Origin of the sequence: Rhodococcus sp. 2G, assembly GCF_001886355.1 — a bacterium.
Lineage (GTDB): Bacteria > Actinomycetota > Actinomycetes > Mycobacteriales > Mycobacteriaceae > Rhodococcus > Rhodococcus pyridinivorans.
In genome coordinates, this window is record NZ_CP018063.1 from 3,414,108 (window position 1) to 3,435,106 (window position 20,999).

Sequence of the window (20,999 nt, forward strand, 5' to 3'; positions counted from 1 at the left end):
GCATCCGGCGGTGTTCGAACTGCGCGACGGTGCGGAAGCGCGCCTCATTCTGGTCAGAAGACGACCATTCCGCGGATGATCTCCGCACGCCGCATATCCTCGAAACCGTTGTTGATCTCGTCCAGTGTGTACGTCTTGGTGATCATCTCGTCGAGAAGGATCTTCCCCTCCATGTACATCCGGAGGAGGAGTGGGACATCCGAATGCGGGTTCGCGTTGCCGTACCACGAGCCACGCACCGACTTTCGCATCGAGGTGAGGTCGATGAGGCTGATGTCAGCGCTGGCCTCCTTGGGGTCGCTGATCGCGACCTGGACGCAGATTCCACCCTTGCCGAGGAGCGCCATTGCCGGCGCCAAGTGCTGACGCGTCATCTTGTCGACGGTGATGACGACGACATCGGCCATGGCGCCCCATGTCAGTTGACGCAGCAGTTCCTGTGCTTCGGAGGCGGTTTCAGCAGTATGGGTGGCGCCGAAACGGGTGGCCTCCGAGCGTTTGAACTCTGACGGATCGACCACCACGACGTGTCGGGCACCAGCCTGCGCGGCTCCCTGGACGGCGCCACAACCGACACCTCCCATGCCCAGGATCACCACCGAATCACCAGCGGTCACTTCGCCCACGTACACCGAGGAACCCCACCCGGTAGTGACGCCGCACCCGACGAGGGCCGCCTTGTCCAAGGGGACGTCCGGTGTGATCTTGATGCACGAGGCACGGTTCACCACGGTGTGTTCGGCGAAAGTTCCCGTCACACACATCAGACGGGCATCCTTGTCACGGGCGCGGTGCCGGGCGGTACCGTCGCTGATTTGCAGTCCGATGCCTATATGTGCGCCCATATCGCAGACGCTCGACATTCCCCTGGAGCAGGAACGGCAGCGCCCACAGGAGGGAATGAAGCTGAAGACCACGTGATCGCCAGGTTCCAGATCATCCACGCCGGGACCCACTCGCTCGACGATGCCGGAACCCTCGTGACCCCCGATGAACGGATACTGCATCATGTTCGTTCCGTCGCGCATGTGCTCGTCCGAATGGCACAGGCCCGTAGCGACGAGCCGAACCAGGACTTCCCCCTGGCGCGGGTCGTCGAGCTCGATCGTTTCCACCGACCATGGTTCGCCGGGCCCCCACAGCACCGCTGCGCGTGTCTTCATCCTTGACTCAACTCCTTCTCAGGCACCGTCTGGTTGCCGTCTCGGTCCACGTCCGACATCCAGTCCGCGCTGACGAAAATGCTTTGATACTCGGTGAACCCATCGAGGCCCTCCGGTCCGAACTCTCTGCCGAGCCCACTGGCCTTGGTGCCACCGAACGGGGCACCGAGGTCCATCTGGTAATAGTTCACGCCCACGGTGCCGGTACGAATTCGCCGGGCCACGTCGGCGCCCCGCTGCTCGTCACGCGTCCAGACCGCACCCGCCAGTCCGTACTCGCTGTCGTTCGCGAGAGCCACCGCCTCGTCCTCCGATCCATAGCCGATGACGGCAATCACGGGGCCGAAGACCTCCTCGCGCGCGAGAGCGCTGCTGTTGTCGACATCTGCGAACACCGTGGGTTCAACGAACCAACCGTTCGTGAGCCCGTCTGGCACGCCGCCCCCAGTAACCAGACGAGCTCCGGACCTTCGCGCAGTCTCGATATGTCCGAGCACTCTGTCTCGGTGCACACGACTTGCCATGGGACCGCACGTCACGGTCGGGTCGAGCGGGTCGCCGACCACCAATCCACGCGCCACCCGCACCACCGCGTCGACGACCTCCTCGTAGCGGGACCACGGCGCCAGAATCCGCGAGAGCAGCACACACGCCTGCCCGTTGTTCACGAACGACGTCGCGTGCAGATTCGACTCGAACACGTCGAGGTCGGCGTCGTCGAGCACGATCGACGCCGACTTGCCGCCCAACTCCAATGTGACCGGGCGCACCAGCCGTCCACAGATCTCGCCGATGGAACGTCCTGCTGCGGTGCTGCCGGTAAACGACACCTTGTCCACTCCGGGGTGTGCCACGAGGGCGGCGCTCACGTCCCGATCGGCGGGGACCACGTTGAGCACCCCCGGCGGCAACCCGACGGCTTCGGCGACGTCGGCCAGCACGTACGCATCCAGCGCCGTCTCTGGTGAGGGCTTCACGACCACGGTGCAACCCGCTGCCAGCGCGGGCGCAATCTTGGCCATCGCGATCAGATGTGGAAAGTTCCACGGAACAATCGCTGCGACAACGCCAACCGGCATCCGGCGAACGATGGATGCCCCACGTACACTCGGACGGATCTCTTCCAGCCTTTCGGTCTCGACGAGATCGGCATACTGGTGCAGGAGTTGCACCGGCACTCCGACGTTCGCACCGTAAGACGTCGCCAACGGCGACCCGTTCTCCCGGCTGATCAACTCGGCTGTGCCGTCACCTCGCTCGCTCAGTTCCTGCGCGAATCGACGCAGGAACGTGGCACGTTCCGAAGGAGTGCTTGATCCCCACGGTCCGACATCGAAGGCATGTCTGGCGGCCACCACCGCGGCGTCCACGTCCTCGATGCCGGCGAGGGGGACCGTTCCGAGCGTTCGTCCGGAGGATGCCTCCACCACGGGATGCCGGTCCGTCGATCGGGGCGACCTCCATGTGCCGCCGATGAACAACTCGGTTCTCGTGTAGTCCACCTCGACCGGATCAGACATTGTCATTCCAAACCTCCATCCAGTTCGTCAGTCTGACGGTTCGAGACCCGCCCGACACGCCGGCTGCCCACTGAGCGGACACTTCTGTGCGACCACAGGGGTTCGTGGCGCAAGTCATACAACTGCTACCGCAGGCCCTCGGTGACGTTCCTGCCGACGGGCGGCCGAGACCGCGACGTAACGCCTCACGGAACAGACGGGGACCTGCGCACCCAGCCGGCGGTGCGTCCACAGGTGAACATCGTGGGCATCATCGCCGCGGGGAACTCCGCGAAATCGAGCATCACAGCCTCGATAGGGATGCGCGCCCGATCTGTTCGGGACGCCGCGCAGTCGAATGATGAGCGAGTTCAGTCGAGTTCGACGACGATCTTTCCGCGGTTCTCGCCGCGAAGCAGACGCCCCAGCGCGGATGGTGCGGCGGCCAGTCCGCTCACAGTTTCGTAGCGGTAGTGGATCTCGCCGGAGTGGTGCACCTCGCGAATCTGTGAGCGGAACTCGGGCAGATCGTCGAAGTGGTCGTACACCACGAAGCCCTCGATGCGCAGTCGCTTCCGCAGCACGGGCCGCATCGGTGGGCCGGCCTGCGGCTCGGGTCCGTTGTACTCTCCGGCCATTCCACAGACGATGTAGCGGCCATGATCGCGCAGTCGGTCGAATACTGCTCGTCCGACATCGCCGCCGACGTTCTCGAAGTAGACGTCGATGCCGTCCGGGCACAGACGGTCCAATTCGCTGCCGACGTCGGTGGCGCGGCGGTCGATCGCAGCGTCGAACCCGAGCGAGTCGACGACGTACGATGCCTTCTCGCCGCTGGCGATTCCGATCACCCGTGCGCCGGCGGCCTTCGCGAGCTGCCCGGCGAGCATGCCGATGGCACCACCGGCGGCGGAGACCACGAAGGTCTCGTCGGGCCGGAGATCGGCGACCCGGATCCCGCACCAGGCGACCATTCCCGGCATGCCTAGTAGGCCAAGTTCTTCGAGAGGATTGTCGTGCTCGACCGGCTGGACGCAGTCGCCCGGGACCACGTGATGCGTTTGCCACAGGTGCCCGCCGCGGATGCGGTCGCCGGGCAGGAAACGGGAGTCCCGCGATTCGAGGACCTCGCCGACGAAAGCTCCGACCATGGGGTGATACGGCGGAGGCGGTGCGGCCATCGCGATGTCGCCTACGGCTGCGGTTCCGCCGATCGGTCCGGCGCCGGTATCGGTTGCCGGAAGGTAGCGGCGCATTACGGGATCGAGCGACATGTGGGTGGCGCGGAACAAGACGGTGCCGTCGGAGTCGAGCACTGGCATCGGCTCTTCCGCGATCTCGAAGTCGGCCTCGGTCGGAATCCCGACCGGGACGGCGCGTACCCGTACGACGGTGTTGCGGTCGGCGCTCACAGCGTCACCTCGAGCGCGCGAACGCCTCGGATGAATGGGCTGACCCACTCGAGGTCCCCATGGGCTGGCTCCAGATCGGGCGCCAACCGGACCAGCTCCCGGAGTACCGCGGCCAGCTCGATTCTCGCCAGTGACGCCCCGAGGCAGCTGTGGATGCCGTAGCCGAACGCGACATGCTTCCGGGCGTCCGATCGTTCAAGGTCGAGGGTTCCCGCGGTCGGACCGAACATGTCCTCGTCTCGGTTGGCCGACGCGATCCAGGGGATGATCTGGCTACCCGCCGGAATCACGGCGCCGCCGACCCGGTAGTCGTCGACGGTCGCTCGGATCATGAACTGAGCTGTCGGCTCGTACCTCAAGAGCTCTTCCACCGACTGATCCACCGAATCGGGATTCCGCACCAGCCATTGCCATTGGTCGGGGTGGCGGAGCAGCGCGAGGACGCTCAGGCCGATTTGGTTGACGGTGGTGTGGAAGCCTGCGAGGAAGAGCGTGTGGATCGTGGCGGCGATGCGGTCCTGAGGGACGGCCGAGTCGATGCGATCGTTGGTGATGAAGGCGGAGAGGATGTCGTTGCCGAGGTGGTCTCGTTTCCATCGCACGATCTCAGTCAGATACTCCGCGAATTCGACCTGCGAGGCCATCGCGGTCCGGGTCTCCTCGACTGTCCGGAACGGACTGAGCAGATCCAGTCCCTGCCGTGCCCAGTCGAGCACGTGTGAGTAGTCGTCTTCGGCAGGGATGCCGAAGATCCGGCATACCAGCTGATACGGGAGGCGGTGTCCGACAGCATCTATCATCTCGATCCGGTCACCCGGTCCGTAGCCTGCGAACAACGACGCGGTGATCTCGGCGGCGTCGGACTCGTACCGCCGCAACGCCCGAGGTGCGAACGGGGCGGCCAGTGTCTTTCGCAACGCAGTGTGGCCGGGAGGGTCGAGTTTGCTGATCGATGGTCGGAGCAGGTAGTCGTCGTCTCCACCGGCCAGCTTGATCCGCTGGTTGCGTGGCGCGTCGAGGACGGGGGCCTCTGACGAGCTGAGCGCGCGGTCCGCGAGCACCTGCTTGACGTCGTCGTATCCGAATACCATGTACACGCCGGACTCATCGTATTGAACGGCGTCGTAGGCACGGAGTTCGGCCAGGCAGGTGTACGGGTCTTCACGGAATCCGGCCGATGCCGTGTCGAGCGTGGTGCGTGGGACCGCGCCGATCGTGATCGCTTCGTCAGGGTGCAAATCGTTACGCATAGGGGTCATTCTTGATCGGAGAGAGACGACTGGGCCGGAAACACATCGACATGCTGTGACAGCCTGGAAGGTTCTCGGTCCCGGTGGTGACGGTGCTACACAGACGAGGAGGTGATATCCGCGGTGAGGTCGCGCCCTCTGGACTCGGTCAGTCGCGCGAGTCCGATGACAGTGATGGCTGCGCCACCGATCATGAGAAGGCTCAAGGACCGGCTCGAGTTGTTGTCTGCCGCGACCAATGATGCGGCGACCATCGGGGTGAAGCCGGCACCGATGAGACTCGCCAACTGGTAGCCCATCGAAATGCCGGTATAGCGGACGCCGGTGCCGAACATCTCCGAGAGCATGGGCGCCAGAGGTGCGTAGAGCGCGTTCTGCGCGACCATTGCGACCATCAACGCGATCGTCATGACGGCTACCGAACCGGTGTTGACCATCGCGTACAGCGGGAACGCGAACACGATCGCTCCTACTGCACCACCCAGGCTCACCACCCGTCTGCCGATGCGATCGGACAGCGCCGAGAACAGCGGAATGCACACCAAGGAAATGCAGGACATGAACAGCAGGGTCCGAACTACGTCGGCCTTCTCGTATCCGATCGACGGCGCATACGCGAGGATGTGGGAATTGATCAGTGCGGTGAGGACGAATGGGCCGATACCGACTGCGGTTGCCAGCAGCAACGCCCGCGGGCGGCGCAGGATCTCCAGTGCCGGGATTCGATCGCGCTTCTGCACAGATGCGGTGTCGACAGCCTTTTGGAAGACGGGACTTTCGACAACGCTGAGGCGCACGTACAGCCCGATCGCAAGCAGCAGTGCGCTGATCAGGAACGGAACACGCCACCCCCACGACATCAAGCTACTGTCCGGGAGGAGGGTCACTCCCATCACCGCCAGGGTGGACAGAAGCGATCCGATCGGCGAGCCCATCTGCATGATGCCGGCCCACCGGCCGCGCTTGTCGGATTCGGCGTGCTCGATGACCATGAGCGCAGCGCCGCCCCACTCTCCGCCTACTGCGATGCCTTGCATCACGCGAAGTGCGACCAACAGGATCGGCGCGGCGAGGCCGATCGTGTGGTAGGTCGGGAGAACTCCGATGAGGAAGCTGGCGCCGCCCATCAGCGACATCGACAGGATCAGCATCGATTTACGGCCTAGCCGGTCACCGAAATGACCGAAGAGAACGCCGCCGAGCGGTCGCGCGAGATAACCCGCGGCGAGCGTGCCGAATGCGGCGATCGTCGACACTGCGCCGTTGGAATTCGGGAAGAACAACTCACCGAAGACCAGGGCGGCCATCGTGCTGTACAAGAGGAAGTCGTAGTACTCGATCACGGTGCCGAGCAAGCTGGAGAACGCCACGCGGCGTATTTGCCCGACACGCTCTGTAAGTGGCGGGGTGTGCGAGCCGACTACCGGCTCCAACCGGTCGATCTCCGCCATAGAAGGCTCCTTGCCGTCAATTGTGGCCGCGAGGCGCGGCTCGGTCAGGACTCGTCGATGTGGTCGCGAAGGGTGCGCCCGGCGTACTAGGTGCGCAAGAGGCCCCGCTCGGTCCGCTGTGCAGGACCTCGGGCCTCGATCTCACGCTCGCCGTGCACACTGCGGGCATAGATGACTCTGTTCATTCTTCTTTCCTGAGTCGAATGGTCGAGATCTCCAATGGAGACGCGATTGGCAGCGTCACCGAATCGCGGAGAGGGCATCGACAGGCAACGTGACTCCCGTGATGTAGCGAGCGTCGCCAGAGACCAGGAGCATCAGCGCCTTGATGACGTCCGAGGCACGAACCTGTTCGGTCTCCGTGGAATCCACTGTTTCCTCCTGGTCCGACGAAACGCGGCAGGGGGCGTCGTCGCCATCTATCCAGCTTGTCAATTCAAGACATCTGTGTGACCTGAATCTCCCACAGAGCGGGAAGGCGTTCGGATCGGAACGCGGCCTTCGACATCGCCGATGGCACGGTCATCAGCGCGCTGCACCGCCGCTATCGCGCCATCGAGTTCCGCAAGTTCCTGACCACCATCGACAAGGCCGTACCCCGCGAACTCGAGGTGCACCTGGTGTGTGACAACTACGCCACCCACAACACCCCCGAGGTCAAGGCATCGCTGGCCCGGCATCCCCGCTTCCACGGCCACTTCACCCCGACCGGGTCGAGTTGAATGAATCAAGTCGAACGCTGGTTCGGCCTGCTCACCGACGAATTCATCCGCCGCGGTGTCCACACCTCGGTTCAAGCCCTCGAAAAGGACATCACCGCGTGGATCGACGAGTGGAACGACAATCCGCGCCCCTTCTGCTGGACCAAGACCGCCGACGAGATCCTCGAGTCTCTCGCCGATCACCTGGCCAAGATCAACCCGAGCACCTCTACAACAGATCAACAACCAATCTGTGACATTTCTGACGCATGACACTAGAACACCGAACCGACTCCGTCCTGCCACGGGACCCGCGGATCGAGCATGACTTTGTCCAGCGCATTCCGCGCGACGATATGGTTTTCGGTGCTCATGACCACGTCGAGATTGTCGCGAATCGCCTCGAGAGACAGTTCTCCCGGCTCTGCCTGGAATCCTGGCGTCACTCCGACGAATACTCTGCGCATGTGGTCTCCGCCGACGGCGAACATCTCTCCCGACACGGCCACGTCCTCATGCGCCAGATACGCGACTGCGGGTGCCGCCGATTCGGGCGGGTAGTACTTCGCCATGCCCGCAGAGATGGTGTCCCCCATGAGCCCTGTCATTCTCGCGGCCGCTGTGGGCATCACGCAGTTGACCTTGATGTCCTTGTGGTCGGCTGCGGCACGATACGCCAGGTTTCTCGTCAGACCCCACGTCGCGCCCTTTGCTGCGGGATATCCGGCCGAACTCCGCATTCCGAGGAACGCCGACGACGAGACGTTGACGATGCGGCCGTAACCGCGATCCCACATGTGCCGCCACACCGCACGGGTGACGAAGAACGTCCCGCCCGCCGCGACCATCAGGTCTGCCTGGTACTGCTCGTCGGTATTCTCGTCGATCGGTCCACGAGAGATGACCGAGCCGGCATTGTTCACGACGATATCCACTCGCCCCCACGTCTCGAGGGCCTGAGAAACGATGGCGGCACCACCTGGTCCGGTTGCCACGGAGTCGAAGTTGGCTTCGGCGACGCCCCCTGCGTCGACGATCTCCGCGACCGTCCGCAACGCCGGCCCCCGGTCCGATCCCGTGCCGTGGATACTGCCCCCGAGATCGTTCACGAGCACTGTGGCTCCACGCTCGGCGAGCAACAGAGCGTACGCGCGCCCCAGGCCGTTACCGGCTCCCGTGACAACGGCAACGCGACCATCGAATCTCATCGTCTCGGACATGTCTCCTCTTTCAGTCGGCCTACCGACCACGAGAATTCTCGAAACATGCTGAGTCGCATACTCGACGAACCACTCAGTGGAACTTCGACTTGCCGCGTGGAGTCACCCCCCGGCGAAATACACACGAACATCCTCGAATCACACGACGATCCGGCAGGGAGATCCATGGACACGGGTACACGTTTCGCTTTCACGAAAATATTCGTCGACGACATCGAAGCCGAAGCCGACTTCTACGCCGCGGCTTTCGGCATGAAGGAGAAGAACAGGCTCACCGTGGGTCGAGGGAACGACGCCGTGGAGGAGATCATCCTCACCAGTGGCCGGGGGGACGACTCCTCACTGATCGTGTGGCGATACGTCGAGCGCCCCACTCCCCCGGCAGGAGAATCGGTGCTCGGATTCAACGTGACCGACATCGCCGCCACCGTGCGTGCAGTCGAAGAGGCAGGCGGGACTGTCGATACACCGATCGAGGAGATGCCCGGCATCGGGTTCGCGGTGGCTTTCGTCAAGGACCCCGAAGGACATCTCATCGAGATCACCCAGAATCTGTAGACAGGAAAGGGCGATACATGCGCACACTGACAGGAACGACCGCAGTTGTCACCGGAGGTGCGTCGGGTATCGGCGCCGCGGTGGCACGTGAACTGGCGGAATCCGGAGCCCACGTCGTCGTCGGCGACATCTGCGTCGAAGCAGGCGAGGGCGTCGCATCGGAGGTCGGGGGGACGTTCGTACGATGCGACGTGAGTGACCCCGAAGCAATCGCGGAACTTGTCGATACCGCGATCGGCCTGGCACCGCTGCGCCGTGTCGTGACGTCCGCCGGCATCGGACACACCGAACGAGTCGTGGCGGTGAACGACAGCGACGTACTCCTGCACGATCTCGCCGCATTCGAACGCGTACTGCGGATCAACCTTATGGGAACGTTCGCCGTGATACGGCGTGCGGCCTCGGCGATGGCTCTTCAGAAACCGGACGACACCGGTGAGCGTGGATCCGTTCTCATGGTCTCGAGCGTAGAGGCATTCGACGGCCAGGCGGGCCAGGTCGCCTATTCGGCAGCGAAAGCCGCGCTGGCCGGTATGACCTTGCCTTTGGCACGCGATCTCGCGGAATACGGCATACGCGTCAACACGATCGCGCCAGGGCTCGTCGATACTCCGATCTACGGCGCGTCCGATGCGTCCACCGCGTACAAGGCACGACTGGCCGAGGACGTCCTGTTCCCCCGGCGCATGGGCCGGGCGGACGAGGTCGCGGCACTGGCGACGACATGCCTCGACAATTCCTATCTCAACGCGGAGACGATCCGAGTCGACGGCGGGATACGGATGCGCCCGACTCTGCCGGCACGGTGACCTGCCCGCGCAGCACATACCTTCGGCACCCGCTCTTCCGTGTCCGGCGCGAGCCGGGCACGGAAGAGCGATCGCTCATCGCACTTCGAGCGGGGCTTCCGCCGGATAGCGACTGGGCGCCATCTTGTAGAACTCCGTCAATCGCGCCACGAACCCCATGTCGTTCATCGGGTCGCTCGGTTCGTCGATCGCATGCCCCTTCGCTCGCATGTCGTCGATCAACATTTCGAACACTTTGTCGGGAGTCAGGTCGTCGGTATGGTTGTGATAGCGCCGGACATCGTCGGCATCGTCGAACAACAGGGCAGTGTAGTGCACGAGCAACCGCATGTCGGCCTCACCGAATCGACGAATCTCTTTGTCGCCGTTGCGAACGGACCACTCACCGTCGGCTGCGGCATACAGTTGGGACGTCATGTCCAAGTCGGGATAGTCCCGCTCGTCCCTGGCTCCGTTGGATTCCCGACGGTGATACATCCGGGAATTGTCCGTGAGAAAAGCGGTATTCCAGAACGGAGCCGCGATCCGGGCGGGATCCTCGTCCGGTCCGTCCGGCCAGTACGTGAAACCACCGTCGATGTCGGACCTGTTGAAGTAGGTGAGAACCTGGGCCGTCTTGACCTCCCAGGCATCGAAGAGCCCGGATTTCGACATGATCGCCAACAACCAGATAGGCGTGTTGAACAGTCCCATGCCGCGGAAGACCGCGGTGTCGAAATGGCCGGGATCGAAGCTGTGCGAGGGCCCGCACAGGTTGAAGAGCAGGTCGTGCACCATGCCGTACTTCGCTCCGTGGAGCGACCGTGCTGTGTCGAGAAGCTTACGCCCGAAGTAAATGTCGTGTAGTTCGGGGTAGAAGACCACACCGTCGTTTCCGAGAAACCCTCGGAACACCGGAGCGACGAAGTCCGACAATTTCGCGTCGGCTTTGCGGTCTTTCCCACCCGAGATCGCGAGATACTCCTCGGTCGAGGAGAAATGATGAGCAAGAATCAGGCGCCACGGTCCGTTCTCCCGGATCACGGAAAAGATCGTCGCGACCTCTTCCGGTGTATAGAAGTTCTCGATCAGGGAAGGGGGTGCCACAGGAATCATCGGATGGCGCTGGAGGGTAGTCATGGGATCTCCTCTCTGCCGCGGCATCGGCCCGGCGGAACGACAATCCGTGTCACAGTAGGCACTTCCGATCGCATCGGTTCAGATCGGATTCCACGGAGCGGGAAGTTGCCGTCGACATCACCCTGTGTTCGTCGCATCCGCCCGGTGGGTGGAACGTCGGGTTCGTCGCACCGGTACCTCTGTGGCCTGATCGTCGGAGAAACGAGCATTCCGGTGCACAGTGCCGATCGACAACCTGTATCCGAGGAGAAGAATGTGAAGATGCGTCCACGAGTCGCTGCTGCGATCGGGACGGCCGTAGCCATGGCCGTGTTGTCCACCGGATGTTCCGGCTCCTCTTCTCCCGCCGGCGCATCATCCGCGGAACCCCAGCGTGGGGGCACCCTGACCTATGCCTTCAACACAGAGGCGCAATCCGTGGATCCGGCGACGTGCGCGATCGGGGTGGGCATGCATCCGTGTCAGGCGATCTACGGCGCGTTGATGTACTACGACCCCGAAAGTCGCGAGTTCGAGCCGGGGCTGGCCGAATCCTTCACCACCGACGACGGAAGGACATGGACGCTGACGCTTCGGCCGAACCTGACTTTCACCGACGGTACCGCCCTCGACGCCACAGCCGTCGCGTTCAACTGGGATCGCATCCTCGATCCTGCCCAGCTCTCCCGCGCTGCCACTGTGGCACGGGCCCTCCAATGGGAGGTCGTCGACCCGCTGACACTTCGAGTGGTATCGGAGGACGTGAACTACCAGCTCCCTCTTGCCCTGACTGAAGACCTCGCATTCGTCGGGTCCCCTACCGCCATCGAGCAGAAGGGCGCCGACTACGGCAGCGCTCCTGTCGGTGCAGGACCGTTCACCCTCACCTCCTGGGCGCGGGGGACCGAGATGGTCCTCGACCGCAATCCCGGCTATTGGGATCAACCCCGTCCCTATGTCGATCGGCTCGTGATCAAGACGATCCCCGCTGACGATCAGCGATTCAATGCATTGCAGGCCGGGGAGGTGGACGTCATGACCGTCACCCTCGACAAGTACGCGGACCGCGCCGAGAGCGCGGGGATGCGGACCGTCCGGACGAGCATGCTCGGTGGGACCGGTTTCCGGATGAGCAGCCGCGGTGTGCTGTCGGATCGCGACCTGCGCACGGCGATAGACAAGTTGGTCGACAACGAGCAGATCATGAACGCCGTCTATCCGGGCGAGCCCACCGCCACCGGGTTCACCCCCGAGGACAGTCCTCTACACAGCCCGGGATCCGCGTGGCCTGCCCGCGACGTCGAAGGTGCTCAGGTGCTCGTCGACGGATATCGCGCACGGAACGGCGGAGCGGAGGTGGAACTGTCGTTGAACATCTCTGCCGGCAGTCCGGTCCTGACCCAGGTCGGCGAGCTGCTCCAGGCTCAACTGCAACAGGTCGACGGCCTGAAGCTGAACATCGAGCCCCTCGACGGAAGCGCTTATGCCGCGGCGCTGAACTCCGGGAATTACGACCTCATCATCGCCTCCGTCGGTGGCGCCCATCCCGAGAATCTCTACAAGGTCTTCCACACGGAAGGCGCTTCCAACGGTGCGGGGCTGTCGGAGCCGGCCGTCGACGAGGCACTGGACATCACGCGCGCCTCCGGCGATCCGGCTGTCGTCGAAAGTGCGTACAAGACAGCGATCGAGCAGATAGTGTCGGCGTCCACCTACCGCTTCTGGCGGCATGCGACGGTCAGCCTGTTGAGCCCCGACGATGTCCAGGGCGTGCGGTCCGCCTACCAGTATTGGTTCCGCCCGGAACTGGCCTGGTTCCGGTAACTCTGCGCTGCCTCCGGTAGAACACGGGCTGTGCCCCCGGCTCCTCGAGGAGCCGGGGGCACAGTCCGGTCGGATCCGGGCGCAGAACGATCAGAGTCGAGTGCGGACCTTGTCGACCCGCTGCTGCCTGACGTCGAACCACTCGGGGTGAGAGAAGATGTGTATCTTGCGCTCCGCGATGGCATCGACGACCAGGGCGGTGAGGTCCTCTGGTGAAATACCTTCCCGCTCGAGTGTGCTGTAGACGGTTTCTCGTCTGTCGATCAACCCGGGGTCGACGACGACAACCTTCATCCCTTCTGGAGAAATCCGGTCGCCGGCCCGGACCCGATCCCCCGTACACCACCGGTGACGACCGCGACACGACCACACACTCCTTCATCGTTCTCTGCTCCCTCGACCTGAGCTGAGTCGCGGATTACGAACAGGACTTGGCAATTACCTTTATCCACAAAGCTATTCGTGCGACAACCGATCCATCCGATTACCCACTCAGTGGAACAACCGGTTCGGCTGCTCTTGTGACCTGTGACCTAATGCATCTACTGCGTTTTGGTTTCGGTTCTATCCGTACCTGCCGATCCGACTTCGTCGAGGAGAAGTGCTGTGAGAATTCGTCCACGTTCGACGGCGGTCGCCTGTATCGGGGCCGTTGTCGCCTTGCTCGGGTCCGCGTGCGGAAGCGGAGAAGCTTCCTCCCTGTCACCCGCAGGCGACCCTGTGCGTGGTGGAACGCTGGTGTATTCGTACAACACTGAGGCGCAGTCCGTAGATCCTGCGACCTGCGCTATCGGCATCGGCGTCGGTCCGTGCCAAGCGGTGTACGGTGCGCTGCTCAACTACGATCTCGAGACCGGTGAGATCGATCCGGGCATGGCGGAGTCCTTCACCACCGAGGATGGCAGGGCCTGGACACTGAAACTGCGGCCTGGTCTGACCTTTTCCGACGGCACTCCCTTCGACGCGGCTGCCGTGGCGTTCAACTGGGGCCGCATACTCGATCCGGCACTTCTATCGCCGAGCGCTTCCGTTGCCGAGACCATCGACTGGGAGGTCGTCGATCCGACGACCCTGTCGGTTACATCGAAGGAAGTCAACTACCAACTCGATTTCGGTCTCACCGAGGCACTCGCATACATCGCTTCACCCACCGCGATCGAAGCGCTGGGCGCGGATTTCGGTAACAATCCCGTGGGCGCCGGACCGTTCACCCTCACCTCCTGGGCACGCGGCACAGAGATGGTCCTCGACCGCAATCCGACCTATTGGGACCAGCCCCGCCCGTATGTCGACCGACTCGTGTTGAAGACGATCCCTGCCGACGACCAGCGCTTCAACGCCCTCCAAGCCGGCGAAGTCGACGTCATGGCAGTCACCGTGCGGAAGTACGCCGATCGAGCGGAAAGCGCAGGTATGAACGTCACCTCTGCGCCTATGCTCGGAGGCACGGGCTTCCGGCTGAGCCATCGCGGCCCGCTCGCCGATCCCGATGTGCGCACCGCGATCGCGAAGCTCATCGACAACGAGCAGATCATGAACGCCGTCTATGCCGGCGAACCCGTCGCATCCGGTTTCACTCCCGAGGACAGCCCGCTCTACGATCCGGGGTCGGCGTGGCCCGAACCGGACGTTCAAGGGGCGCAGCAGCTTCTCGACGACTACCGGTCTCGCACCGGTAGTGGTGACATCGAACTGGCCTACGTTCTCACTGCCGGAAGTCCGGTATTGAGCCAAACCGCCGAGTTGATCCAATCCCAGCTGCAGCGAGTCGACGGTCTCCGAGTGCGTATCGTCCCACTCGAAGGCGCGGCATTCGCGGCTGCAATGACGTCCGGCGACTACGATCTGATCGTCAGTGGTCTCGGAGGCGCCCACCCCGACAATCTCTACAAGGTCTTCCGCACAGGAGGGTCGTCCAACAACTCGGGCTATTCCAACCCGACCGTGGACGAGGCTCTCGATCTCACTCACACATCGAACGACCCGGCAGTGGTGGAGAGCGCATACAAGACGGCGATCAACGAGTTGGTGGCCACCAACGCCTATCGCTTCTGGCGTCACGCCCGCACCGACCTGATCAGTCCGGCGAACGTGCACGGAGTCGAAGTTGCGTACCAGTTCTGGTTCCGTCCCGACCTGGTGTGGATTCAGCAATGATGTACCGAGCCGTAGCACGGCATGCCGCAAAGCTCGTCTCGGTTCTCGCCCTGGTGAGCGTAACGACTTTCCTTCTTCTGGAAACGATCCCGGGTGATCGTCTCGCCTCAGTTCTGCCCGAGGGTGCAACTCCGGAGATGCGCGCCGCTGCCGAAGAGAGATTCGGTCTGAACGGATCACTACCCGAACGCTTCCTTTCGTGGCTCGGTAGCGCACTCCAAGGCGATCTCGGACGCTCGATGCAGTCACAGGTCCCTGTAACCGATTCGATTCTCGAGCGTCTGCCGGTCACGCTCGAACTCGCGACTCTGTCGATTCTCCTCGCACTGCTCATCGCCATTCCTGTCGGTGTCTATTCGGGCTATCGGCCAGGCGGCCTCGTGGACCGCATTGCGACGTTCCTGTGCTCGATCACCCTCTCGATCCCGAGCTTCCTGCTCGGCGTGCTGCTCGTCTTCGTTTTCGCGGTGACGCTGTCGGCCCTGCCGGTCACCGGATGGACACCACTGTCCGAAGGACTCGTACCCCACATACGTAGCCTTGTTCTCCCGGTCGTGACACTCGCTGCAGTCGAAACTGTGGGTTTCATCCGCCTTCTCCGAAACGACATGGTGGCGACGCTGCAACAGGACTTCGTCCTATCTGCCCGGGCCCGAGGACTGTCCACACCGCGGATCCTGCTGGTCCACGCACTGCGTCCCTCCGCGTTTTCACTACTCACGGTGATGGGCGTGTCGCTCGGCCGACTGATCGGAGGGACCGTGATCGTCGAGACGCTGTTCTCACTCCCCGGCTTGGGCACGCTGGTGATCACCGCGATCACCGGCAGGGACTTCCTCCTGGTGCAAGGCATCGTCCTCGTGGTGGCAGTCGCGTACGTCTTGCTCAACGCCCTCGTCGATCTGACCTATCCCCTTCTGGATCCGAGAGTGAGGACTTCGTGAGTCACAGCCTCGACAAACCCACGTCGGTCGTCTCCGAGGAGCCGCTCCCTGTCCTCGATCCGCAGGACGGCAGCGTTCCCGTCGACGAACTGACTTCACCGTCTGCCGAAGTGAGACCCACCGGGCGCCGTCGCCGTCGACGGGACGTCGGAGCATTTCTCGGCGGGTGCTGGCTGGTGGCGATCGTCCTCGCCGCGGTGTTCGTCGACCTACTGCCATTGCCGGCCCCGGACGCTGTGGGAGACCTGTATTCGTTGCCCCCGTTCCAGAACACCCAGCACGTCCTCGGCACCGATCAACTCGGCCGCGACCAGCTCAGCCGGGCATTGCACGGTGCACGAATCTCCTTGGCGGTCGCAATCGGCGCCACCCTGGTCGCGATGGTGATCGGTACCGCCACCGGTCTCGTCGCGGGCTATTTCCGTCGCGCGTTCGACGTCGTCTTCGACTTGTCGACCAATACGATCCTCGCGTTCCCGCCGCTCATTCTCCTGATCGCGTTGGTCGCGCTGCGGGAACCGAGTGCGGTGACTCTTGCGATCGGACTCGGTGTCGTCGGAGCACCGACGTTCGCGCGCATCGCCCGCGCCAACACCATCGCCTACGCAGATCGCGAATTCGTCGTCGCGGCGAAGTCGATGGGCTCGAACAGTATCCGCATACTCCGTCGCGAGATCCTTCCCAACGTGCTGTTGCCGGTGGTGTCGTTCGCCACCGTCGTCGCGGCCACACTCGTCGTCGCGGAGGGCTCTCTGAGTTTCCTTGGTCTGGGCGTTCCGCCGCCGACACCGAGTTGGGGCGGAATGATCGCCGCCGGACGCGAGAGCCTTTACGAAAACCCGTCGTTGGTGCTTGTCCCGGGCGTGTTCTTCTTCCTCACGGTGTTCTCACTCAATCGGGTCGGCGACTGGGCACGGGGACGCGTGGGCCGGGAGTCGTCGCTGTGACCGTCAATGGAAAGGACATCGACGCTGTGACTGACGTTCTGCAGCAGGACACCCGGACACCTACGCTCACGGTGACGGATCTGCGTGTCTGGTTCGATACCCCCCGCGGCATGGTCCGGGCGGTCGACGGTGTAACACTCGACGTCGCGCCGGGACGAACCCTCGGCATCGTCGGCGAGTCCGGATCCGGCAAGTCCGTGCTGTCGAGAGCTGTGATGAACATCCTCGCACCGAGCGCCGTGATGCGCAGTGGTTCGAGGATCGAGTTCGAAGGTCGCGACACGGCCACCCTCGGCCGGGACGAAGCCCGCAAACTGTGGGGTGCCCGGATGGCGATGGTGTTCCAGGACCCGATGACCTCGCTGACTCCGGTCCTCACGATCGGCGCACAGCTTACCGAGACCCTGCGCCGGCACCTTCCGATGAGCAGGTCCGAAGCTCTCGACCGGGCCGAGGAACTGCTCGAATGGGTTGGCATCCCCGAACCGCGCAAACGTTTGAAGCAGTACCCGCACAACCTGTCCGGAGGCATGCGCCAGCGCGTCGTGATCGCCTTGGCGCTGGCATGTTCACCGCGACTACTGATTGCGGACGAACCGACGACGGCACTGGACGTGACGGTGCAACACCAGATCCTCACGCTGCTCGAGCGGCTGCAGCGCGAGCAGGGCATGGCGATGGTTCTCATCACGCACGACCTCGGCGTCGTTGCCGGAAGGTCCGACGAGATCGCAGTCATGTACGCGGGGCGAGTCGTCGAGCAGGCACCGACCAAGGTCCTGTTCCAGGAAATGCGGCATCCCTACACCCGTGCGCTGGTGGGATCGATTCCACGGATCTCCGACCCCAGCCATACCCGGCTGCGCGCGATTCCGGGTCGACCGCCCACCGTCGTCGATCCACCGCCGGGATGTGCGTTCGCTGCGCGTTGCCCGCATGCACGGCCGCGATGTCTTGCCGAGACACCGGTACTGACGACAGACGGAACGACCGGCGATCGCCACCGTCATGCCTGCTTCTTCCCCGTCGGTACACCTGCCGGGGACGACGCGTGGACCACCAATCTGGATGAAGGACGGACCGCCGCCGGTCTTCCTGTGGACTCGAGGAGCGTGCTGTAGATGGCCGGTACGGGAACTGCCCACCTGCGGGAAGCGGACAGTCACGATCTGTTGCTCACCGTCCGCAATCTGGTCGTCGAATACGACACCGGACGAGCCGGGAAGGTGCAGGCGGTCTCGGACGTCAGCTTCGATATCGCACGCGGCGAAACACTCGGTGTGGTAGGTGAATCGGGCTGCGGAAAATCGACAGTCGCCAAGGCCGTCATGCAATTGCCGCGGCCCACCTCGGGCGAGGTGAAGTTCAAGGGTGCCGATCTGTCTGGAATGTCCCCGCGCGAGTTACGCTCGGCGCGAAGGACCTTCCAGATGATCTTCCAGGATCCCATCTCGTCGCTCAATCCTTTGCGCAAGGTTCGACACATCGTCTCCGAAGGATTGGACGTCGCCGGCGGACGCAGTCGCGCGGAGAAGCAGGCCATGGTCGACGACATTCTCTCGGTGGTCGGCCTCGACCCGACCGTCGCGGGAGACCGCCGACCTCACGAGTTCTCGGGGGGGCAGTGCCAACGCATCTCGATAGCCCGCGCTGTGGTGGTCGAGCCCGAGCTGGTGATCTGCGATGAACCCGTCTCCGCTCTCGACGTATCGGTCCAAGCCCAGATCCTCAATCTGCTCGAGGACATGAAGGAACGGTACGGGCTGACGCTGTTGTTCATCGCTCACGATCTCGCTGTCGTCAAGAACGTCAGCGACCGGGTGATGGTGATGTACCTGGGCAAGATCTGCGAGGTCGCGTCACCGGACGTGCTCTATGCAGCTCCGCTGCATCCGTACACCGAGGCATTGCTGTCGGCGATCCCCGAACCCGATCCCGAAGTCGTGCCGACACAGCTCACCCTGTCCGGTGACCTGCCCTCGCCCATCGATCCGCCGAGCGGGTGCCGGTTCCGCACCCGATGCCCTCGCGCGGAAGCCCTCTGCGCAGAGGAGGAACCTCGGATGCGGGAGGTTCGCCCATCTCACTACGCCGCGTGTCACTTTCCGCTGAACTCTGCGTAGCCGAAACACTTTCGAACCTATCAACGTGGAGGTACTGCATGAACACCCACTTCGATCTGAACGGCAAGGTCGCGCTCGTCACCGGAGGTGGACAGAACACGGGTCTGGGAATCGGACGCATACTCGCGGAGTACGGTGCCACAGTTGTCGTCAACGACGTAGTGGCCGACCGCGCCGAAGCCGGTGCGGCCCACATCCGGGATGCGGGCGGGTCGGCGCTCGCAGTGCCGTTCGATATCACCGACTACGACCGGGTCACGACGAGCGTGCAGGCAGCCGAGAAGGAAGTGGGTCCCGTCGACATCCTTGTCAACAACGCCGGCCTGCCGATCGGTGGGCAGATGCTTCCGTTCCTCGATTCGACTCCGGACACATGGCGTCCGTACATCGATATCAATATCTTCGGCTCACTCAATATGATGCACGCCGTTCTTCCTGGGATGGTCGAGCGAGGTTGGGGTCGTGTCGTCCAGATCTCCTCCGGCTCCGGCTCGGTGCCCAGCCGGGGTCTCGGCGGTTCGATGTACGGGGCCGGAAAGGCAGGAATCGAAGGCGCCGTACGCCACATAGCCATGGAAGTGGGGCCACACGGAGTCACCGTCAACACTCTTGCGCTCGGCCTGATGGAGAAACTGCGCGAAGCGATCGAATCGGGTTCTTCGCCTGTCATCGATGCCATCTGGGACGGGAACGTCATGCAACACCTCGGCACGGGTGAGGACGTGGGAACCGCATGCCTATGGCTCTGCTCGCCGGCCGGCGACTTCGTCACCGGGCAGACCGTCCACCTGAACGGTGGTTCGTACTTCGGTCGTTGACGGGTGACGCGAATCGCGTTTTTCACTGAATGAGAGGGACTGTGAAGGAACTAGCAGGACGTGTCGCCGTCGTAACCGGCGGGGCAAACGGAATCGGGCGCGGGCTCGCAACCCGGTTCCTCGAGGAAGGCATGAAGGTCGTCATCGCCGATCTCGACGAAACCGATCTCGCCAAGACGGCCACAGAGCTCGGCACACTCGGGGAAGTCCTGCCCATGCGAACCGACGTCGCCGATGCCTATTCGGTCCGTGCGCTCGCCGATGCCACCGTGGAGCGGTTCGGCGCGGTCCACGTTCTCTGCAACAACGCTGGAGTCGGCGGGATGCAGCGATTCGCGGCCACCAGCCTGGCTACCTGGGAGTGGACGATCGGTGTCAATCTTTGGGGAGTCATCAACGGCTGCAACATCTTCCTGCCACTACTGGCCGCTCAGGACGAGGCTTACATCGTGAACACCGCGTCGATGGCGGGCTTCACGACCACTGCACCGCTACATCCGTACATGGCGTCGAAGGCGGCTGTGGTCGCAATGTCGGAAAGTATGGCGCACGAGTTCGCGACGGAGTTCCCTCACGTGGGCGTGGCGGTCCTCTGCCCGGCATTCACCGCAACCTCCATCCGCAACGACGAGCGCAATGCTCCGGCCGGCCACATCCCGAGATCACAGGCCGATCCGGAGCTGGAAGAGCTACGCAATCAGGTGAACAGCACGATCGAGAAAGGGGTTTCGACCGAATACGTCGCCGACCTCGTCGTTACTGCCATGGCAGCCAAGAAGACTCACATCTTCCCATCACCCGAGTGGCTGGATCGTTGGCAGGAACGTGTCGATCGGGTGCGCGCGCAACTCGATTGACGGCGTACCGATCGCCCGAGGGCCGGCCCGGATCATCGCCCGAGCCGGCCCTCGCGGAACACCGTCAGTCCGGCGTAACATCCTCGACGTCGACATAGAACTGCTCATACCAGCGCCGCAGTTGATCAACACCGTTTCGAGTTCGCCGGCCGGCGAGTCGTTCCACAA

General features: G+C 63.4%; 20 protein-coding genes. 11 read left to right on the plus strand and 9 right to left on the minus strand.

The genetic code is table 11. The features are described 5' to 3' along the window. Positions 1 to 53 precede the first annotated feature (53 nt). The 6 genes from BO226_RS16085 to BO226_RS28430 form a co-directional block, all read right to left on the minus strand. The gene (locus BO226_RS16085; RefSeq protein ID WP_071935667.1) at positions 54 to 1,163 is read right to left on the minus strand and encodes an NDMA-dependent alcohol dehydrogenase; all 1,110 of its coding nucleotides are present in this window, start codon (positions 1,161 to 1,163) and stop codon (positions 54 to 56) included. Then, positions 1,160 to 2,683 carry an aldehyde dehydrogenase gene (locus BO226_RS16090; RefSeq protein ID WP_083543658.1) on the minus strand — a complete coding sequence of 508 codons (1,524 nt, stop codon included), beginning with the start codon at positions 2,681 to 2,683 and terminating at the stop codon, positions 1,160 to 1,162. Before BO226_RS16090 ends, BO226_RS16085 begins: the two co-directional genes overlap by 4 nt. A gap of 350 nt (positions 2,684 to 3,033) precedes the next feature. Then, positions 3,034 to 4,074: an NADP-dependent oxidoreductase gene (locus BO226_RS16095; protein WP_071935669.1), complete on the minus strand. Its 1,041-nt coding sequence runs from the start codon at positions 4,072 to 4,074 to the stop codon at positions 3,034 to 3,036. Then, positions 4,071 to 5,324 carry a cytochrome P450 gene (locus BO226_RS16100; RefSeq protein ID WP_071935670.1) on the minus strand — a complete coding sequence of 418 codons (1,254 nt, stop codon included), beginning with the start codon at positions 5,322 to 5,324 and terminating at the stop codon, positions 4,071 to 4,073. Before BO226_RS16100 ends, BO226_RS16095 begins: the two co-directional genes overlap by 4 nt. Before the next feature lie 95 nt (positions 5,325 to 5,419). Continuing rightward, the gene (locus BO226_RS16105; RefSeq protein ID WP_083543661.1) at positions 5,420 to 6,775 is read right to left on the minus strand and encodes an MFS transporter; all 1,356 of its coding nucleotides are present in this window, start codon (positions 6,773 to 6,775) and stop codon (positions 5,420 to 5,422) included. Between the two features lie 240 nt (positions 6,776 to 7,015). After that, on the minus strand, positions 7,016 to 7,147 hold the full coding sequence (locus tag BO226_RS28430) for a hypothetical protein (RefSeq protein ID WP_269666607.1): 132 nt from the start codon (positions 7,145 to 7,147) through the stop codon (positions 7,016 to 7,018). A gap of 350 nt (positions 7,148 to 7,497) precedes the next feature. Here BO226_RS28430 and BO226_RS28160 point away from each other — a divergent pair, with 350 nt between their 5' ends. Then, complete coding sequence (locus BO226_RS28160) at positions 7,498 to 7,749, plus strand: transposase (protein WP_071935671.1); 252 nt, start codon at positions 7,498 to 7,500, stop codon at positions 7,747 to 7,749. Between the two features lie 2 nt (positions 7,750 to 7,751). Here BO226_RS28160 and BO226_RS16120 read toward each other — a convergent pair whose 3' ends face one another. Next, positions 7,752 to 8,696, minus strand: coding sequence for an SDR family NAD(P)-dependent oxidoreductase (locus BO226_RS16120; protein WP_071935672.1), 945 nt, complete (start codon positions 8,694 to 8,696; stop codon positions 7,752 to 7,754). Positions 8,697 to 8,861: 165 nt separating this feature from the next. Between BO226_RS16120 and BO226_RS16125 the strand changes: the two genes are divergently transcribed. Next, positions 8,862 to 9,254, plus strand: a complete 393-nt coding sequence (locus tag BO226_RS16125) for a VOC family protein (protein ID WP_071935673.1) — start codon at positions 8,862 to 8,864, stop codon at positions 9,252 to 9,254. Between the two features lie 17 nt (positions 9,255 to 9,271). Further along, positions 9,272 to 10,063 (plus strand): SDR family NAD(P)-dependent oxidoreductase, encoded by a 792-nt coding sequence (locus tag BO226_RS16130; RefSeq protein WP_071935674.1) that lies wholly within the window; start codon positions 9,272 to 9,274, stop codon positions 10,061 to 10,063. Positions 10,064 to 10,138: 75 nt separating this feature from the next. Here BO226_RS16130 and BO226_RS16135 read toward each other — a convergent pair whose 3' ends face one another. Next, a complete protein-coding gene (locus tag BO226_RS16135; protein WP_332260655.1) occupies positions 10,139 to 10,840 on the minus strand; it encodes a hypothetical protein in 702 nt (233 codons plus the stop codon). A 759-nt stretch (positions 10,841 to 11,599) separates the two neighbouring features. Here BO226_RS16135 and BO226_RS16140 point away from each other — a divergent pair. Continuing rightward, positions 11,600 to 12,985, plus strand: a complete 1,386-nt coding sequence (locus BO226_RS16140; protein ID WP_232237971.1) for an ABC transporter substrate-binding protein — start codon at positions 11,600 to 11,602, stop codon at positions 12,983 to 12,985. 90 nt (positions 12,986 to 13,075) lie between these two features. Here the strand turns inward: BO226_RS16140 and BO226_RS16145 are convergent, their stop codons facing one another. Then, a complete protein-coding gene (locus BO226_RS16145; protein ID WP_071935676.1) occupies positions 13,076 to 13,279 on the minus strand; it encodes a hypothetical protein in 204 nt (67 codons plus the stop codon). Positions 13,280 to 13,723: 444 nt separating this feature from the next. On the opposite strand from BO226_RS16145, the gene BO226_RS16150 reads away from it, so the two are divergent. The 7 genes from BO226_RS16150 to BO226_RS16180 all read left to right on the plus strand — a co-directional run bounded on the left by BO226_RS16150 (position 13,724) and on the right by BO226_RS16180 (position 20,831). After that, entirely contained in the window at positions 13,724 to 15,142 is a 1,419-nt protein-coding gene (locus BO226_RS16150) for an ABC transporter substrate-binding protein (RefSeq protein ID WP_232237972.1), read from the plus strand. Beyond that, complete coding sequence (locus BO226_RS16155; RefSeq protein WP_071936480.1) at positions 15,142 to 16,086, plus strand: ABC transporter permease; 945 nt, start codon at positions 15,142 to 15,144, stop codon at positions 16,084 to 16,086. The genes BO226_RS16150 and BO226_RS16155 overlap by 1 nt, the downstream gene beginning before the upstream one ends. Continuing rightward, positions 16,083 to 17,033 (plus strand): ABC transporter permease, encoded by a 951-nt coding sequence (locus BO226_RS16160; RefSeq protein ID WP_071935678.1) that lies wholly within the window; start codon positions 16,083 to 16,085, stop codon positions 17,031 to 17,033. Before BO226_RS16155 ends, BO226_RS16160 begins: the two co-directional genes overlap by 4 nt. Positions 17,034 to 17,143: 110 nt before the next feature. Next, complete coding sequence (locus tag BO226_RS16165) at positions 17,144 to 18,154, plus strand: ABC transporter ATP-binding protein (protein WP_083543744.1); 1,011 nt, start codon at positions 17,144 to 17,146, stop codon at positions 18,152 to 18,154. After that, complete coding sequence (locus BO226_RS16170; RefSeq protein ID WP_071935679.1) at positions 18,155 to 19,156, plus strand: ABC transporter ATP-binding protein; 1,002 nt, start codon at positions 18,155 to 18,157, stop codon at positions 19,154 to 19,156. A gap of 38 nt (positions 19,157 to 19,194) precedes the next feature. After that, on the plus strand, positions 19,195 to 19,974 hold the full coding sequence (locus BO226_RS16175) for an SDR family NAD(P)-dependent oxidoreductase (RefSeq protein ID WP_071935680.1): 780 nt from the start codon (positions 19,195 to 19,197) through the stop codon (positions 19,972 to 19,974). 29 nt (positions 19,975 to 20,003) lie between these two features. Further along, positions 20,004 to 20,831, plus strand: coding sequence for an SDR family NAD(P)-dependent oxidoreductase (locus BO226_RS16180; RefSeq protein ID WP_232237974.1), 828 nt, complete (start codon positions 20,004 to 20,006; stop codon positions 20,829 to 20,831). Positions 20,832 to 20,999: the final 168 nt, after the last annotated feature.

Bases quoted from the DNA above. Each gene is read 5' to 3' on its own strand.
- BO226_RS16105 (WP_083543661.1), bottom strand. From the start codon at position 6,775: ATGGCGGAGATCGACCGGTTGGAGCCGGTAGTCGGCTCGCACACCCCG.
- BO226_RS16135 (WP_332260655.1), bottom strand. From the start codon at position 10,840: ATGGTGCACGACCTGCTCTTCAACCTGTGCGGGCCCTCGCACAGCTTC.
- BO226_RS16090 (WP_083543658.1), bottom strand. From the start codon at position 2,683: ATGTCTGATCCGGTCGAGGTGGACTACACGAGAACCGAGTTGTTCATC.
- BO226_RS28160 (WP_071935671.1), top strand. From the start codon at position 7,498: ATGAATCAAGTCGAACGCTGGTTCGGCCTGCTCACCGACGAATTCATC.
- BO226_RS16180 (WP_232237974.1), top strand. From the start codon at position 20,004: ATGAGAGGGACTGTGAAGGAACTAGCAGGACGTGTCGCCGTCGTAACC.
- BO226_RS16130 (WP_071935674.1), top strand. From the start codon at position 9,272: ATGCGCACACTGACAGGAACGACCGCAGTTGTCACCGGAGGTGCGTCG.
- BO226_RS16120 (WP_071935672.1), bottom strand. From the start codon at position 8,696: ATGTCCGAGACGATGAGATTCGATGGTCGCGTTGCCGTTGTCACGGGA.
- BO226_RS16125 (WP_071935673.1), top strand. From the start codon at position 8,862: ATGGACACGGGTACACGTTTCGCTTTCACGAAAATATTCGTCGACGAC.
- BO226_RS16155 (WP_071936480.1), top strand. From the start codon at position 15,142: ATGTACCGAGCCGTAGCACGGCATGCCGCAAAGCTCGTCTCGGTTCTC.
- BO226_RS16085 (WP_071935667.1), bottom strand. From the start codon at position 1,163: ATGAAGACACGCGCAGCGGTGCTGTGGGGGCCCGGCGAACCATGGTCG.
- BO226_RS16100 (WP_071935670.1), bottom strand. From the start codon at position 5,324: ATGCGTAACGATTTGCACCCTGACGAAGCGATCACGATCGGCGCGGTC.
- BO226_RS16165 (WP_083543744.1), top strand. From the start codon at position 17,144: ATGGTCCGGGCGGTCGACGGTGTAACACTCGACGTCGCGCCGGGACGA.
- BO226_RS16145 (WP_071935676.1), bottom strand. From the start codon at position 13,279: ATGAAGGTTGTCGTCGTCGACCCCGGGTTGATCGACAGACGAGAAACC.
- BO226_RS16175 (WP_071935680.1), top strand. From the start codon at position 19,195: ATGAACACCCACTTCGATCTGAACGGCAAGGTCGCGCTCGTCACCGGA.
- BO226_RS16170 (WP_071935679.1), top strand. From the start codon at position 18,155: ATGGCCGGTACGGGAACTGCCCACCTGCGGGAAGCGGACAGTCACGAT.